Annotated in this window: 13 protein-coding genes; 10 read left to right on the plus strand and 3 right to left on the minus strand. The window is 73.5% G+C overall.

The features are described from left to right. Positions 1–108: 108 nt before the first annotated feature. From ACFYMM_RS33595 to hmgA, 3 genes are read right to left on the minus strand one after another with little or no spacing between them, the layout of a single operon-like run. Complete coding sequence (locus ACFYMM_RS33595; RefSeq protein WP_388393630.1) at positions 109–1,272, minus strand: type ISP restriction/modification enzyme; 1,164 nt, start codon at positions 1,270–1,272, stop codon at positions 109–111. Between the two features lie 26 nt (positions 1,273–1,298). Then, complete coding sequence (locus ACFYMM_RS33600) at positions 1,299–2,048, minus strand: GntR family transcriptional regulator (protein ID WP_388393632.1); 750 nt, start codon at positions 2,046–2,048, stop codon at positions 1,299–1,301. Positions 2,049–2,075: 27 nt separating this feature from the next. Then, positions 2,076–3,401, minus strand: a complete 1,326-nt coding sequence (hmgA, locus tag ACFYMM_RS33605; protein WP_388393635.1) for a homogentisate 1,2-dioxygenase — start codon at positions 3,399–3,401, stop codon at positions 2,076–2,078. A 150-nt stretch (positions 3,402–3,551) separates the two neighbouring features. Between hmgA and ACFYMM_RS33610 the strand changes: the two genes are divergently transcribed. The 10 genes from ACFYMM_RS33610 (at position 3,552) to ACFYMM_RS33655 (ending at position 15,558) form a co-directional block, all read left to right on the plus strand. After that, entirely contained in the window at positions 3,552–4,166 is a 615-nt protein-coding gene (locus tag ACFYMM_RS33610; RefSeq protein WP_388393638.1) for a hypothetical protein, read from the plus strand. A 64-nt stretch (positions 4,167–4,230) separates the two neighbouring features. Beyond that, positions 4,231–4,848: a TetR family transcriptional regulator gene (locus ACFYMM_RS33615; RefSeq protein ID WP_388393640.1), complete on the plus strand. Its 618-nt coding sequence runs from the start codon at positions 4,231–4,233 to the stop codon at positions 4,846–4,848. A 95-nt stretch (positions 4,849–4,943) separates the two neighbouring features. After that, positions 4,944–7,199: a molybdopterin oxidoreductase family protein gene (locus ACFYMM_RS33620; protein ID WP_388393643.1), complete on the plus strand. Its 2,256-nt coding sequence runs from the start codon at positions 4,944–4,946 to the stop codon at positions 7,197–7,199. 122 nt (positions 7,200–7,321) lie between these two features. Further along, positions 7,322–8,728: a CitMHS family transporter gene (locus ACFYMM_RS33625; protein ID WP_388393646.1), complete on the plus strand. Its 1,407-nt coding sequence runs from the start codon at positions 7,322–7,324 to the stop codon at positions 8,726–8,728. Between the two features lie 32 nt (positions 8,729–8,760). Further along, positions 8,761–10,011, plus strand: coding sequence for an MFS transporter (locus ACFYMM_RS33630; protein WP_388393648.1), 1,251 nt, complete (start codon positions 8,761–8,763; stop codon positions 10,009–10,011). Positions 10,012–10,110: 99 nt separating this feature from the next. Further along, the gene (locus tag ACFYMM_RS33635) at positions 10,111–10,839 is read left to right on the plus strand and encodes a hypothetical protein (protein ID WP_388393650.1); all 729 of its coding nucleotides are present in this window, start codon (positions 10,111–10,113) and stop codon (positions 10,837–10,839) included. Further along, positions 10,826–11,467 carry a class F sortase gene (locus ACFYMM_RS33640; RefSeq protein ID WP_388393653.1) on the plus strand — a complete coding sequence of 214 codons (642 nt, stop codon included), beginning with the start codon at positions 10,826–10,828 and terminating at the stop codon, positions 11,465–11,467. Before ACFYMM_RS33635 ends, ACFYMM_RS33640 begins: the two co-directional genes overlap by 14 nt. 145 nt (positions 11,468–11,612) lie before the next feature. Next, on the plus strand, positions 11,613–12,956 hold the full coding sequence (locus ACFYMM_RS33645; RefSeq protein ID WP_388393655.1) for an ABC transporter ATP-binding protein: 1,344 nt from the start codon (positions 11,613–11,615) through the stop codon (positions 12,954–12,956). A 118-nt stretch (positions 12,957–13,074) separates the two neighbouring features. Further along, a complete protein-coding gene (locus ACFYMM_RS33650) occupies positions 13,075–14,460 on the plus strand; it encodes an aldehyde dehydrogenase family protein (RefSeq protein WP_388393657.1) in 1,386 nt (461 codons plus the stop codon). Between the two features lie 15 nt (positions 14,461–14,475). Further along, complete coding sequence (locus ACFYMM_RS33655; protein ID WP_388393659.1) at positions 14,476–15,558, plus strand: Zn-dependent alcohol dehydrogenase; 1,083 nt, start codon at positions 14,476–14,478, stop codon at positions 15,556–15,558. Positions 15,559–15,570: the final 12 nt, after the last annotated feature.

Raw genomic sequence — 15,570 nt, forward strand, 5'->3', positions numbered from 1 at the left:
CCCACGGCACGCGGCAGCGCCCCGGTGTGCGTACCCGTGCGCGGGCCCGTCCCCCCTCCCACCTGGCTCGCCCCGGCCGGCGCCCCCACCTCCCGGCACCGCTCCCGCTCAGATCAGCGTGAACTGACCCTCCGGGCCCTCCTCCGCGTGGTCCAGGACCGACGCGGGGCGGCGGGACGCCGACGGGGGCGGAAGGATCGCCGCCCGGCGCAGGTCCGCCGCCGTGATGGGCGCCGACAGCTCCAACCCGTCCTGCTGCGAACGCAGTTCGGCCAGCAGCGTGACCACCGTGATCAGCTCCAGCAGCTCCGACGTCCAGGCCTGCGGCCAGGTGGACGGGCGGATCGCGGCGAGCGTGCCCGGTTCGGCCGGCGTGACCCGGGCCGTGAACCAGGACTCCAGCACCCGCACCCCGGCCACCTCGAAGTCCCAGGCCTGGGAGGGCACCGGCGAGATACGACCCTCGTCGAGACGCAGTACCTCCTCCTCACGGTCGTACACGAGGGTGAGGGGACGGGCCGGCAGGGGCGCGCGGACGTAGGGGCGGCGGCCGCCGGGAAGCCGGGGGCGCTCGCCGTCGCGGCGCATCAGCCACAGCGTGCGCCGGCCCAGGGCCACCCCGCGCCCCCAGAGCCCGGCGTCCCCGGTGAGCGGGACGGTGAGGTCCGCGCGGACCGTCGCCAGGATCCAGGCGAGCACGTCCAGGGCGGCGGGGCGCTCGCCGAGGCGGTCGCCCAGCAGGTCCAGCAGACCCGGCGCCAGATTGGGTTCCGCGCCGCCGGGGCGGCGGTAGAGCGGACGGACCCGGCCGGGGCGCAGGAGCGGAAGCAGGGACGTGGCCAGGAGCGGGGTGCCGTCGGCCGCGTCGGCGCCCGTCTCCACCGTGAACACCTGCCGCTCGTCCGCCACCCGCCACAACTCCGGGCGGGCGGTGTCGATGAGGCGGTGGTCGGGGATCAGCCACTGCTCGTCGAAGGGCGCGACCAGTACCCGCACCGGCTCCGCGCAGGGGCCCGAGGCACGCGCCAGGCGTTCGGTCCCCGCCTCCTGCCCGGGCAGCTGGCCCACCGCCGAGTGCGGCGAACGCGAGCGCGTCGGCTCGAACAGGGCCTCGCGACCTGCTCCTTCGGCCTTGAGCAGGGTGTCCCAGCGGGTCCTCAGCGAAGCCGGGTCGGGCGCCGTCGGCCAGGCGCGGCCCAGCCGCAGCGGTGCGACGGACCACGGCATCAGGTCCGCGAGCAGCGGAGCGTCGTCGTGCGTCACGCCCGGCATCGTACGGCCTCCCGCCGGCGGCGTGGTCAGGTGGCGTCCAGGGTCACCGTGAAGGAGAAGCGGTCGCCCCGGTAGTGGATGACCGCCACGTCCAGCACCCGGCCCGCCGCGTCGTACGTCACGCCCGTGTAGTGCAGGATCGGGCTGAGCAGCGGGACCTGGAGCAGCCGTGCCGTCTCCGGGTCGGCCAGCCGGGCCTCCACGGTGTCCGTGATGCGGCTGATGTCCGCCCCCACCGCGTCCCGCAGCACCTTCGTCATCGGCCAGCGGACCAGGTCCGCCAGGTCGATCCGGGCGGCGAGTTCCGGACGGACGTGGTTGACGGCGTGGTTGGTCGGCTCGCCGGTCTTCTCGTCACCGCGCAGCCGGTGGTACGTCGCCACCTCGGCGAGATCCGGGAAGTACTCGGCGAGATCCGCCGGCACCGGTGCCCGGCCGTGGTCCAGCAGCTCGGTCGTCATCCCGGACTGCTGGGCCACGATCGCGTCCACCGAGCCGAGCAGCCGGACCGGGGCGCCGCGTCGCGCGCCCGGCTCGATGAACGTGCCGCGCCGCCGGTGCCGGCTGATCAGCCCCTCGTCCTCCAGCTCCTTCAGCGCCTGACGCATGGTCAGCACGCTGACGCCGTAGTGCTCCGCCAGCCGTTCCTCGGTCGGCAGCCGCAGCGGGTCCCGGGGCGAACGGCCGAGTATGGAGGCGCGCAGCGACTGCGACACCTGGTACCAGAGCGGCAGCTTGCGGTTCAGGACGATCGAGTCCGGGGCGAAGGAGGTCACGGGGCCATCCGTACCGGTAGGGGATCTTCAGTGCAAGGGGCGGAAGTGACGCTCCAGGCCCTGCCACACGTCGTCGTAGCGCGGCTGCAGGTGTTCCGCCCGGGCCGCGTGCCCGGTCAGGGTGACCGGCCAGCGGGTCTCGAACATGAACGCCAGCCCGTCGTCGATCTTCTGCGGCCTCAGCTCGGCCGCGCTCGCCCGGTCGAACGTCTCCCGGTCCGGGCCGTGCGCCGACATCATGTTGTGCAGCGAGCCGCCGCCCGGCACGAAGCCCTCCGCCTTCGCGTCGTACGCCCCCTCGATCAGCCCCATGTACTCGCTCATCACGTTCCGGTGGAAGTACGGCGGCCGGAAGGTGTCCTCGCCCACCAGCCAGCGCGGCGCGAACACCACGAAGTCGACCCCGGCCAGGCCCGGGGTGTCGCTCGGCGAGGTCAGCACCGTGAAGACGGACGGGTCCGGGTGGTCGTAGGAGATGCTGCCGATGACGTTGAAACGACGCAGGTCGTAGACGTAGGGCACATGGTTGCCGTGCCAGGCGACGACGTCGAGCGGGGAGTGGTCGTACGTCGCCGTCCAGAGGTTGCCGCAGAACTTGTTCACCACCTCCACCGGGCCCGGATTGTGCTCGTCGTCCTCGTAGGCGGCCACCGGCGCCCGGAAGTCCCGGGCGTTGGCGAGCCCGTTGGCGCCGATGGGCCCGAGGTCGGGGAGCTGGAAGGGGGCGCCGTAGTTCTCGCACACATAGCCGCGGGCCGACTCGTCGAGCAGCTCCACCCGGAACCGCACACCGCGCGGAATCAGCGCCACATGGCCCGGCTCCGCGTGCAGCGGCCCGAACTCGGTGCGCAGCAGCAGCCCGCCGCGCTCGGGGACGATCAGCAGCTCCCCGTCGGCGTCGCTGAAGACGCGGTCCATGGAGGAGTCGGCGTGGTACAGGTGCACCGCCATGCCGGTGCGCTGCGTCGCGTCGCCGTTGCCGCCGAGTGTCCACAGGCCGGCCAGGAAGTCCGTGCCGGCCGGCGGCTCGGGCAGCGGGTTCCAGCGCAGCCGGTTGGGGTCGGGCACGGTCTCGGTGAAGGGCGCCGTGCGGATCGCGCCGTTGTCGGCGCGGGTGAACGCCGGGTGCGCGGCCGAGGGGCGGATCCGGTACAGCCAGGAGCGGCGGTTGTGCGCCCTCGGCTCGGTGAACGCCGTACCGCTCAGCTGCTCCGCGTACAGGCCCAGCGGTGCCCGCTGGGGCGAGTTGCGGCCCTCGGGCAGGGCGCCCGGCTCCGCCTCCGAGGCGTGTTCGTTGCCGAACCCGGAGAGGTACGACAGTCCCTCGGCGCTCTTGCGCGCGTCCCCGCTCATGATCGCTCCTTTGCGCTCCTGATTCCTATGTAACACCGTAGGATTGCGGTTTCGCGCGCGCAAGAGGGGTCCCGAACCTCCGCCGGCGTGGGGGCGGAACCAGACTTCAGGGGGATCCGGGCGGCGCACGGGTGTTCTACTCTCCGGGTCATGTCGTGGACGCGTGGATTACCCACCGCGCTCGCGGTCTCGGTCCTGCTGTCGGCCGCGGCGGCGGGGTGCGCGGCCGGCGAGGCGCACGGGCGCGGGGAGTCGGCCTCACCGGTGGGCAAACTCCTCGACGCTACGGACGAGACCGGGCGGCGCTACCGCGAGGTCGCCCAGCGGGGGGCGCCCGAGGTCGACGTCGTGGTGGCGCCCGACGCCGCGGGCGGCTGGGACGTACGCCTCAGACTCCACCACTTCCGCCTGTCGCCCACCGGTACCGGTCCCACGGCGGCCACCGGTCGCGGCGTGGCCTACCTCTACGTGGACGGCGCCCTGGTCACCCGGTTGCGCACCCCCGGCCACCACCTCGCCGACCGCCTCGTCCCGCACGGCACCCACCACGTCACCGCCCGCCTGTACGCGGACGACGGCACGGTGTGGGCCGTCAAGGGCAGACCGGTCGAGAGCACGGCCGACATCACCGCGTCGGGCGGCGGGCCGGAACCGGGCGGCGGGCCGGAACCGGGGGCGGGGCCGGCCACCGGCCGGGCGACCGCCGGCCCCGACGGCGACACCGCGACCGTCACGGTCACGGCGGGCTCGCCCGGGCCGGGGTGAGTGCAACGGCCATCCTTTTCCGTACTCCGGGGTGAGCTTCACCCGGCCCCGGCGGAAAGGCATCATGAAGCCCGTGCCCCACGCGACCTCGCTCCGCCGAGCCCCCGTCCAGCGGCGCAGCGCCGAACGGCTGACCCGGATCCTCGACGCCTGCGCCGACCTCCTCGACGAGGTCGGCTACGACGCCCTGAGCACCCGGGCCGTCGCCCTGCGCGCCGAAGTGCCCATCGGCTCGGTCTACCGGTTCTTCGGCAACAAGCGGCAGATGGCCGACGCCCTCGCCCAGCGCAACCTGGAGCGCTGGTCCGAGCGGGTCCGCGAGCGCCTGGGGGAGGCCGAGCGGGGCGACTGGCGGGCGGCCATGGACGCCGTACTCGACGAGTACCTCGCCATGAAGCGCACCGCGCCCGGCTTCTCCCTCGTCGACTTCGGCAACCAGATCCCGGTCGGCACCCGGCAGTCCGAACCCAACCACCGGGTCGCCGAACGCCTGACCGCCATGCTCTCCGGATACCTCGGCCGTGAGTCCGACGACCGTCTGCGCCGCACCTTCCTGGTCGCCGTCGAAACCGCCGACACCCTCGTCCAGCTCGCCTTCCGGATCGACCCGGAGGGCAACCCGGAGATCATCACGGAGACCAGGGAACTGCTGCGGGCGTACCTGGGACGGGTGCTGGACTGAACCCCCGTGCCGCTTGGTGACCGGACAGGCCTCCCCTTTGGGCATACCGGTCGGTATGCTCACCCGGGACAGGCACCGCTGCCCCGGGAGGACCCGTGTCCCGCACCACTTTGCGCATCTGCCCGCTGTGTGAGGCCACCTGCGGGCTGACCCTCACCATCGAGGGCACCCGCGTCACCGGGGCCCGCGGCGACCGTGACGACGTCTTCAGCAAGGGGTTCATCTGCCCCAAGGGAGCTTCCTTCGGGGCCCTCGACGGCGATCCCGACCGGCTGCGCGGCCCCCTCGTACGCGAGGACGGCGTGCTGCGCGAGGCCACCTGGGAGGAGGCCTTCGACGCGGTGGCGGCCGGCCTGCGCCCGGTCGTCGAGCGGCACGGCGCCGACGCGGTCGGTGTCGTCCTCGGCAATCCCAATGTGCACACCATGGCCGGCGCGCTCTACCCGTCGGTCCTGCTCGGCGCCCTGCGCACCCGCAGCCTGTTCACCGCCTCCACGGTCGACCAGATGCCCAAGCACGTCTCCAGCGGGCTGCTGTTCGGCGACCCCCACGCCATCCCCGTACCGGACCTGGACCACACCGGCCATCTGCTGCTGATCGGCGCCAACCCGCTGGAGTCCAACGGCAGTCTGTGCACCGCCCCCGACTTCCCCGGCAAGCTCAAGGCGCTCAAGGCCCGCGGCGGCACCCTCACCGTCGTCGACCCGCGACGCACCCGCACCGCCCGGCTGGCCGACCGGCACCTCGCGATCCGCCCCGGCACCGACGCCCTGCTGCTGGCGGCCATGGTCCACGTGCTCTTCGAGGAAGACCTCGTGAACGTGGGCCTGCTGGCCCCGCACGTCGAGGGTGCGGAGGAAGTCCGGTCCGCGCTACGGAAGTTCACCCCCGAGTCGGTCGCCGAGGCCTGTGACATCGACGCCGACGTGACCCGCGCCCTGGCCCGCGAACTCGCCGCCGCCCCCACCGCCGCCGTCTACGCCCGCATCGGCAGCTGCACCGTCCCGCACGGCACCCTCGCCAGCTGGCTCGTGGACGTCCTCAACATCCTCACCGGCAACCTGGACCGGCCCGGCGGCGTCCTCTTCCCGCAGGCCGCCACCGGCAGGACACCCCGCCCGGAGGGCCCCGGACGCGGCTTCGCGCTCGGGCGCTGGCACTCCCGGGTCGGCCGGCACCCGGAGGCGAAGGGCGAACTGCCGCTGTCCGCGCTCGCCGAGGAGATCGACACCGCGACACCCGAGGGCGAACCGATCCGCGCGCTCATCGCGGTGGCCGCCAACCCGGTGCTCTCCGCGCCCGACGGCGACCGCCTCGACAAGGCCCTGGCCTCCCTGGACTTCATGGTCAGCCTCGACCCCTACCTCAACGAGACCTCCCGCCACGCCCACGTCGTACTGCCCCCGCCGCCGCCCTCCCAGAGCCCGCACCACGACTTCGCCCTCAACTCCTTCGCCGTGCGCAACCAGGTCCGCTACACCCGCTCCGCCGTCCCCCTGGAGGACGGCAGGATGGCCGAGACGGAGATCTTCGCCCGGCTGATCCTGGCGGCCACCGGCATGCACGGCGCCGACCCGGCCGCCGTGGACGCGATGGTGATCGACCAGACCCTCGGCAAGGCCGTCCAGGAGCCGCACTCCCCGGTCCACGGCCGCGACCCGAAGGAACTCGCGGGCCGGCTCACCGGCACGGGCGGCCCCGAGCGCCGGCTCGACCTGATGCTGCGCCTCGGCCCCTACGGCGACGGCTTCGGCGCACGACCCGACGGGCTGAGCCTGGCCAGACTGCTCGACCACCCGCACGGCATCGACCTCGGCCCGCTGCGCCCCCGGCTGCCGCAGCCGCTGAGGACCAGGAGCGGCAGGATCGAGCTGCTGCCCGGGCCCATCGAGGACGATCTGCCCCGGCTGCGGCAGGCGCTGCTCGAGCGCCCGGCCGGGCTGGTCCTGGTCGGCCGCCGCCATCTGCGCTCCAACAACAGCTGGATGCACAACGTGCCGGCCCTCACCGGCGGCAGCAACCGCTGCACCCTGCACATCCACCCCGAGGACGCCGAGCGGTTGGGCGTGCGGGACGGGGCCGACGTACGGGTCAAGGGCCCCGGGGGAGAGGTGACGGCGCCCGCCGAGGTCACGGACGCGGTCCGGCCGGGTGTGGTGAGCCTGCCGCACGGCTGGGGCCACGACCGCTCCGGCACCCGGCTGACCCACGCCTCCGCCAGCCCCGGCGTCAACGTCAACCAGCTCCTCGACGGCAGCCTGCTCGACCCGCTCTCCGGCAACGCGGTCCTGAACGGCATACCCGTCGAGGTCACCGCGATCGCCGCAGTCGCCGCCGCCGCACTGCTGTGACCTGGAGTTTTGCGCTTATTGCTCGCACGTCAACGTCTTGTTAACGCCGTTTGGACGGACCTAACGTCATCGCACCGCCTGCCCGGCGGGATGTTCAAGGGCGAACGTTAGGTAATCCATTCATGCTGACCATCCTCGGCTTCGCCATGATCGCGACCTTCCTGGTCCTGATCATGCTGAAGAAGATGTCGCCGATCGCGGCGCTCGTGCTGATCCCGGCACTGTTCTGTGTCTTCGTCGGCAAGGGCGCCAAGCTCGGCGACTACGTCCTGAGCGGCGTCACCAGCCTCGCGCCCACCGCGGCGATGCTCATGTTCGCGATCGTCTACTTCGGTGTGATGATCGACGTCGGCCTCTTCGACCCGATCGTCCGGGGCATCCTCAGGTTCTGCAAGGCCGACCCGCTGCGGATCGTCGTCGGCACGGCCGTCCTCGCCGCGATCGTCTCCCTGGACGGCGACGGGTCCACCACCTTCATGATCACTGTCTCGGCGATGTACCCGCTGTACAAGCGGCTGAAGATGAGCCTGGTCGTGATGACCGGCGTCGCCGCGATGGCCAACGGCGTGATGAACACCCTCCCGTGGGGCGGCCCCACCGCCCGTGCCGCCACCGCCCTCAAGCTCGACGCCAGTGACATCTTCGTCCCGATGATCCCGGCCCTGGCCGTCGGCCTGCTGTTCGTCTTCGCCCTCGCCTACGCCCTCGGCCGCCGCGAGCGCTCCCGGCTCGGCGTGCTGACGCTGGACGAGGTGCTGGTGGAGGAGCCGCGCACGGAGACGGTCCTGGTCGGCGCGGGCTCCGAGAAGACCCCGGCACGCGACAGGGCCGCCACCGGCTCCGGGGCGGGCTCCGGCGCGGACCTGCCCGAGGAGCCCGCCGAGGGGCTGCAGGGCCTCGACCCCGACCGGCCCACCCTGCGCCCCGGGCTGTACTGGTTCAACGCGCTGCTGACCGTCGTACTGCTCACCGCCATGATCATGGAGTGGCTGCCCATCCCGGTGCTGTTCCTGCTCGGCGCCGCGCTCGCACTGACCGTGAACTTCCCGTACATGCCCGACCAGAAGGCCCGGCTCGGCGCGCACGCCGAGAACGTCCTCAACGTCTCCGGCATGGTCTTCGCCGCCGCCGTCTTCACCGGCGTCCTGCAGGGCACCGGCATGGTCGACGGCATGGCCAAGTGGCTGGTGGACAACATCCCGGACGGCATGGGCCCGCACATGGCCTTCGTCACCGGCGTCCTGAGCATCCCGCTCACGTACTTCATGTCGAACGACGGCTTCTACTTCGGCATCCTCCCGGTGCTCGCCGAGGCCGGCCAGGCCCACGGCGTCTCGTCCCTGGAGATCGCCCGCGCCTCGCTCGTCGGCCAGCCGCTGCACATGTCGAGCCCGCTCGTCCCGGCCGTGTACGTCCTGGTCGGCATGGCCAAGGTCGAGTTCGGCGACCACACCCGGTTCGTGGTCAAGTGGGCCGCCCTGACCTCCCTGGTGGTGCTCGGCGCCGGCCTCGTCCTCGGCATCGTCTGACATCACCTGACCCTTCGTCGGAGGAATTCACCATGAGGCCCGGTGGGAACCGCGGCTGGCTGCTCCGCCTCGTCATCGCCTTCGGCTTCGCGCAGGGGGCGGTGTCGATGGCCCGGCCCGCCGTCTCCTACCGGGCCCTCGCGCTGGGCGCCGACGAGCGCGCGGTCGGCGTCGTCGCGGGCGTCTACGCCCTGCTCCCGCTCTTCGCCGCCGTACCGCTCGGCCGCCGCACCGACCACGGCCGCTGCGCGCCCCTGCTGCCGGCCGGCGTGGTCCTGATATCGGGCGGCTGCGTCCTCAGCGGCACCGCCGGCACCCTCTGGGCGATGGCCCTGTGGAGCGGGGTGATGGGCCTCGGCCACCTCTGCTTCGTGATCGGCGCCCAGTCGCTGGTGGCCCGCCAGTCCGCCCCGCGCGAACAGGACCGCAACTTCGGGCACTTCACCATCGGCGCCTCGCTCGGACAGCTCGTCGGCCCGATCGCGGCCGGTGCCCTGATCGGCGGCCCCGACATGGCCGGCAGCAGCGCGCTGGCCCTGGTGGTGGCGGGCGCGGGCGCCGCGGTCGCCTTCACCTCGCTGTGGCGCATCGAGGACCGTACGGCGCTCATGTCCCGCTCCGGGGACGGCGACCGGGTCCCCGTCGGGCGGATCCTGCGCGCCCGGGGCGTACCCGCGGGCATGCTGATCAGCCTCTCCGTGCTGTCCGCCACCGACATCCTGACCGCCTACCTCCCGGTGGTCGGCGAGCACCGGGGCATCGCGCCCTCGGTGGTCGGCGTGCTGCTCAGCCTGCGCGCCGGGGCCACCGTCGCCTGCCGGCTGATCCTCACCCCACTGCTCAGGCTGCTGGGCCGGCCCCTGCTGCTCACCGTGACCTGCTTCCTGGCGGCCGTGCTGTGCGCGGGAGTCGCGGCGCCGGTGCCGGTGTGGGTGCTGGGCCTGCTGCTCACGGCCCTCGGCTTCTGCCTGGGCGTGGGGCAGCCGCTGTCCATGACGACGGTCGTCCAGGCCGCCCCGGACGCCGCCCGCTCCACCGCCCTCGCCCTGCGGCTGACCGGCAACCGCCTCGGCCAGGTCGCCGCGCCGGCCGCCGCCGGCCTGGTCGCGGGTGTCGCGGGGGTGGGGGCGCCGTTCGTGATGCTCGCCGGGTTGTTGCTGGTCTCGGCGGGCAGTGCCGCACGGGCGCCGCGCGCCACGGCCCTGGCGGCGCGGGCGGCGGCGGAGACCGCCGGACGGGGGACCCGGGAGCGGCGCCGGTTGCGCCGGTCGAGCGAAATCTGAGGGCGCGTCGGGCTGGGCTCCCGGAAACCGGGGGCCGGTGTGAAAGAGAGTCAGACCGAGAGCGATTTGTATGAAAATCGTCTGACTCGGAGGAAGCGCATGCCCACCTTGACTCCCCCGCCCGCCGTCCGTACCCGGTTCGGCGTCACGGCCCTCGCGGTTCTCGGCGCGGCGGGCGCCAGCTGGCTCGCGGCACCGATCGCGGCGGCCGTCCCCGGAGACGCCGGTGACATCAGGATCCACCGGGTCGGGGTGCCCTTCGGCGTCTCCAAGGACGACCCCGAGGTCTGCAAGTTCTATCTCGACGCCGTCAACTTCGACTCGCTGGGCAGCATCGCCTACACCATCGAGGCGCAGCCCCCGCTGCCCACGAGCGCCACGGTGACCGGCACCATCGCGCTCGGTCCCGGCTCCGGCGCCGGGCACACGGACCCGATGAGCCTGGCCGACGGCCAGTACCGGATCACGTGGGTCATCGGCACCACGCCGAAGGAGAAGATCTTCCACGTGGACTGCCACGGCCGGCACGACCCCCAGCGGCAGGACGCGGGGGACCCGGGCCGGATCGAGGACCACCAGGGCGGGGCTCCGGGCCCGGGCGGCGGTGAGGGGCACCAGGGCGGCGGTGACGGCCCGCAGGGCGGTGGCGGTGACGGCCCCCGGGAGGGCGGTGACGGTCCACGGGGCGGGGTCCACGCCGGCGGTGGCGGCATCGAGACGGTCAAGGCCTACACCCCGGTGACCGCGGCCGCCGCCGTGGGGCTGGTGGTGGTCAGCGCGACCGTGTACCTCCGGCTGGTCCGCCGGCGGCCGCATGGTGCCGCGTAGGCGCAGACGCAGGCCCTGGCACCGCACCCGCGCCTACCGCCTGGTCAGGACGGCCGCGCTGGTGACCGTCCTGGTGACGGTCGGCGCCCACTGCCAGGGACGCGGCGCCCCGTCCGGGGCGGACGGGGCGCAGGACGCGCCGGTCGCCGAGGGGCCGCCGCCCGCGCCGCTGCCCCGGTCCCCGGCCACCACCCTGCGCGTCCCCTCCCTGGGCATCGACGCACCGCTCGTCGGGGTACGGCTCGGCCCCGACCGGCAGCTGGAGACACCGCCGCTCGACAAGCCCGAGGTCGCCGGCTGGTACCAGGACGGACCCACACCGGGGGAGCGGGGCACCGCCGTCGCCGTCGGCCACCGCGACACCAGCTCCGGTCCCGCGGTCTTCTCCGCCCTCGCCCTGGTGCACCCCGGCGGCCGGATCGAGGCCCGGCGCGTCGACGGCCGCACGGCCGTCTACACGGTGGACAAGGTACGGGTCTTCGACAAAGCGAACTTCCCCGACAAGGAGGTGTACGGCCCGAGCCGGCGCCCCGAGCTGCGGCTGCTCACCTGCGGCGGCCTCTACAGCCGGCGGACCGGCTACACCAGCAACGTCGTCGTCTTCGCCCACCTCACCGCGACCCGCTGAGACCGCGACACCCGTTACCGCTCGAACTCTTCCCCCGCCCGCGTACATTCCGTTAACTTCCGTGACGCACAGGCCCCGTACGACCCGCACGAGGTCTCCGACCACGGAGCAGCGGCGCTCCGGACAGCCCCCGGGGGCAGCAGTCATGACACGCGCCATCTCCCTGCACGACGTGAGCAAGTCCTACTCCCGCGGCGGCCCCCGGGTGGTGGACCGGCTCTCGCTGGACATCGCACCGGGCGAGTTCCTGGTCCTGCTGGGACCGTCCGGCTGCGGCAAGTCGACCGTGCTGAGAATGATCGCCGGGCTGGAGGAGATCGACGAGGGGGAACTGCTCCTGGACGGCGAGCAGGCCAACGACTGGCTGCCCTCGGACCGTGACATGGCGATGGTGTTCCAGAACTTCGCGCTGTACCCGAGCATGAGCAGCCGCGACAACATCGGCTTCCCGCTGCGCATCGAGGCGCCCGGCGCCGACCACCGCCCGCGTGTCGACGCCACCGCCCGCATGCTGGGCATCGAGGACCTCCTCGACCGCTTCCCGAACCAGCTCTCCGGCGGCGAACGCCAGCGCGTGGCCATGGGCCGGGCCATCGCCCGCCACCCCTCCGCCTTCCTGATGGACGAGCCGCTGTCCAACCTCGACGCCAAGCTCCGCAGCCATCTGCGCGCCGAGATCTCCCAGTTGACCCGGGAGCTGGGGGTGACCACGGTGTACGTCACCCACGACCAGGCCGAGGGCATGTCGCTCGGCGACCGGGTCGCCGTGCTGCGCGGCGGGGTGCTCCAGCAGGTCGGCAGCCCGCGCTCGGTGTACGCGCAGCCGCGCAACGTCTTCGTCGCCGCCTTCGTCGGCACCCCGCGCATCAACCTGCTGTGCGGACTGGTCCGGGCCCCGCTGGACGGCGCCATGACCATCAGCCTCGGCAAGCAGTCCCTGCGGCTGCCCGAGCCCCTCTGCCTGGACCACCGGCTGCTGCGGGTGCAGCAGGGCCGCGAGGTGATCGTGGGCCTGCGCTCGGAGGCGGTGCGGATCGCCAAGCACAGTGCCGCCCGGCCCGGTGAGGTGCCGATCACCGGTCTGGTGCGGCACGTGGAGTTCCAGGGGCACGAGGTGCTCGTCCACCTCGACACCGGCTCCCGGCCCGCCGTCGTACCGGAACTGGAGGCCCCGCGCCCGGCGGCCCGGCCCGCGCGGCGCCGGCGCCGGACCGGGCCCGGCATGCTGGACCGGCTCCTGGAACGGGCCGGATCCACCCGGGCCGGGCCCGTGGTGGTGCTGGAGCACCCGGCCGACGCGGAGCCCGAACCGGCGCCCCCGGAGGGCCGGCTGCCCGGCGACCTGGTCGTGCGCACCACCCCGGACATCCGGCTGGGGCACGGCATGCAGATCCCGCTCCTCGTCGACATCGCCCACCTGTTCGTCTTCGACCAGCACGGCGAACGCATCTGCCCCAACCCGGCACGCCTGCCCGACCTGGACGAGTGACCCCGGTACGGGACGGGGGCGGCCGGCCCGGCCATGATGTCCCGGTACGCCTGGCGCAGGAAAACTATCGCCGCTAGTTTGTATGCCGGACGACGATCACCCGCCGGGAGGAAGCAGCATGAAGGCACACGACGGCCTGTACATCGACGGCGGCTGGCGGCCCGCCGCGGGCACGGACGAGATCGAGGTCGTGAACCCGGCCGACGAACAGGTCATCGGCCGTGTCCCGGCGGGCGGCGCGCTGGACGTCGACACCGCCGTACGGGCCGCCCGCGCCGCCCTCGCCGGCTGGGCCGCCACCGCCCCGGCCGAGCGGGCCGCCCGGCTCACCGCACTGCGGGACGTGCTGGTGGCGCGGGGGGACGAGATCGCCGAGACGATCAGCGCCGAACTGGGCGCGCCGCTCGCCTTCTCCCAGGCCGTCCACGTGGGCGTACCGGTCGCGGTCGCGGGCTCGTACGCCGAACTGGCGGCGTCGTACGCCTTCGAGGAGAAGGTCGGCAACTCCACCGTGCTGCACGAGCCGGTGGGCGTGGTCGGCGCGATCACCCCCTGGAACTACCCGCTCCACCAGATCGTCGCCAAGGTCGCCCCGGCGCTCGCGGCGGGCTGCACGATCGTCCTCAAGCCCGCCGAGGACACCCCGCTCACCGCCCGGCTCTTCGCCGAGGCGGTGCACGAAGCGGGCCTTCCCGCAGGGGTGTTCAACCTGGTCACCGGCCTGGGCCCGGTCGCCGGGCAGGCCCTCGCCGAGCACCCGGGTGTCGACCTGGTCTCCTTCACCGGCTCCACCTCGGTCGGCCGGCAGATCGGCGCCGTGGCGGGCGCGGCCGTCAAGAAGGTCGCCCTGGAACTCGGCGGCAAGTCCGCCAACGTGATCCTGCCCGGCGCCGACCTGGCCAGGGCGGTGGGCGTCGGGGTCGCCAACGTGATGTCCAACTCCGGGCAGACCTGCAGCGCCTGGACCCGCATGCTGGTGGACTCCGCCCGGTACGAGGAGGCGGTGGAGCTGGCGGCGGCCGCCGCCGCCAAGTACGCCGACCGCATCGGACCGGTCGTCAACGCCAAGCAGCGCGCCCGGGTGCTCGGGTACATCGACAAGGGCCTGGCCGAGGGCGCCCGCCTGGTCGCGGGCGGCACCCGGTCCCCGCGGGAGAAGGGCTACTTCGTCAGCCCCACCGTGTTCGCCGACGTCACCCCGGACATGACCATCGCCCAGGAGGAGATCTTCGGCCCGGTCCTGGCCGTCCTGCGCTACGAGGACGAGGAGGACGCCCTGCGCATCGCCAACGGCACGGTCTACGGCCTCGCGGGCGCCGTGTGGGCCGCCGACGCCGCCGCGGTGGCCTTCGCCCGGCGCATGGACACCGGCCAGGTCGACATCAACGGGGGCCGCTTCAACCCCCTCGCCCCCTTCGGCGGCTACAAGCAGTCCGGCGTGGGCCGGGAACTCGGCACGGCCGGCCTCGCCGAGTACCTCCAGACCAAGTCCCTCCAGTTCTAAGGGAGTCAGCCCGTCATGGCCGTACGTGCCGCCGTCCTGCCCGCCATCGGTGCCCCGCTGGAGATCACCGACATCGACCTGCCGGAGCCGGGCCCCGGACAGGTCCGCGTCCGCCTCGCCGCCGCCGGGGTCTGCCACTCCGACCTGTCCCTGTCCGACGGCACCATGCGGGTGCCGGTCCCGGCCGTCCTCGGCCACGAGGGCGCCGGCACCGTCGTCGCCGTGGGCGAGGGCGTCACCGAGGTGGCGCCCGGAGCCGCGGTCGTCCTCAACTGGGCACCCTCCTGCGGGAGTTGCCACGCCTGCACGCTGGGCGAGGTCTGGCTGTGCGCCAACGCCCTCAGCGGCGCCGCCGAGGTGTACGCCCGCACCGCCGACGGCACCGACCTGCGCCCCGGTCTGAACGTCGCCGCGTTCGCCGAGGAGACCGTGGTCCCCGCCTCCTGCCTGCTGCCGCTGCCGGACGGCATCCCGCTCACCGACGCCGCTCTCCTCGGCTGCGCCGTCCTCACCGGCTACGGCGCCGTCCACCACTCGGCCCGGGTACGGCCCGGCGAGACGGTCGCGGTGTTCGGCGCCGGCGGCGTGGGCCTCGCCACGCTCCAGGCGGCCCGCATCGCCGGAGCGGCACGGATCATCGCCGTGGACGTCTCCCCGCACAAGGAGGAGCTGGCACGCGCGGCGGGCGCCACCGACTACGTCCTCGCCTCCGAGCACACGCCCCGCGAGATCCGCGCCCTCACCGCCAAGCAGGGCGTCGACGTCTCCGTCGAGTGCGTGGGCCGCGCGGCCACCATCCGCGCCGCCTGGGAGTCCACGCGCCGGGGCGGCCGTACCACGGTGGTCGGCATCGGTGGCAAGGACCAGCAGGTCACCTTCAACGCCCTGGAGATCTTCCACTGGGGCCGCACCCTCGCCGGCTGCGTCTACGGCAACTGCGACCCGGCCCGCGACCTGCCGGTGCTGGCCGAGCACGTCCGGGCGGGCCGGCTGGACCTCGGCGCGCTGGTGACCGAGCGGATCGCCCTGGACGGCATCCCGGCGGCCTTCGAGAACATGCTGGCCGGCAAGGGCGGACGGGCGCTGGTCGTGTTCTGAGGCGAAGACGCG

This window comes from Streptomyces sp. NPDC006739 (genome assembly GCF_042869815.1).
Taxonomy (GTDB): Bacteria; Actinomycetota; Actinomycetes; order Streptomycetales; family Streptomycetaceae; genus Streptomyces.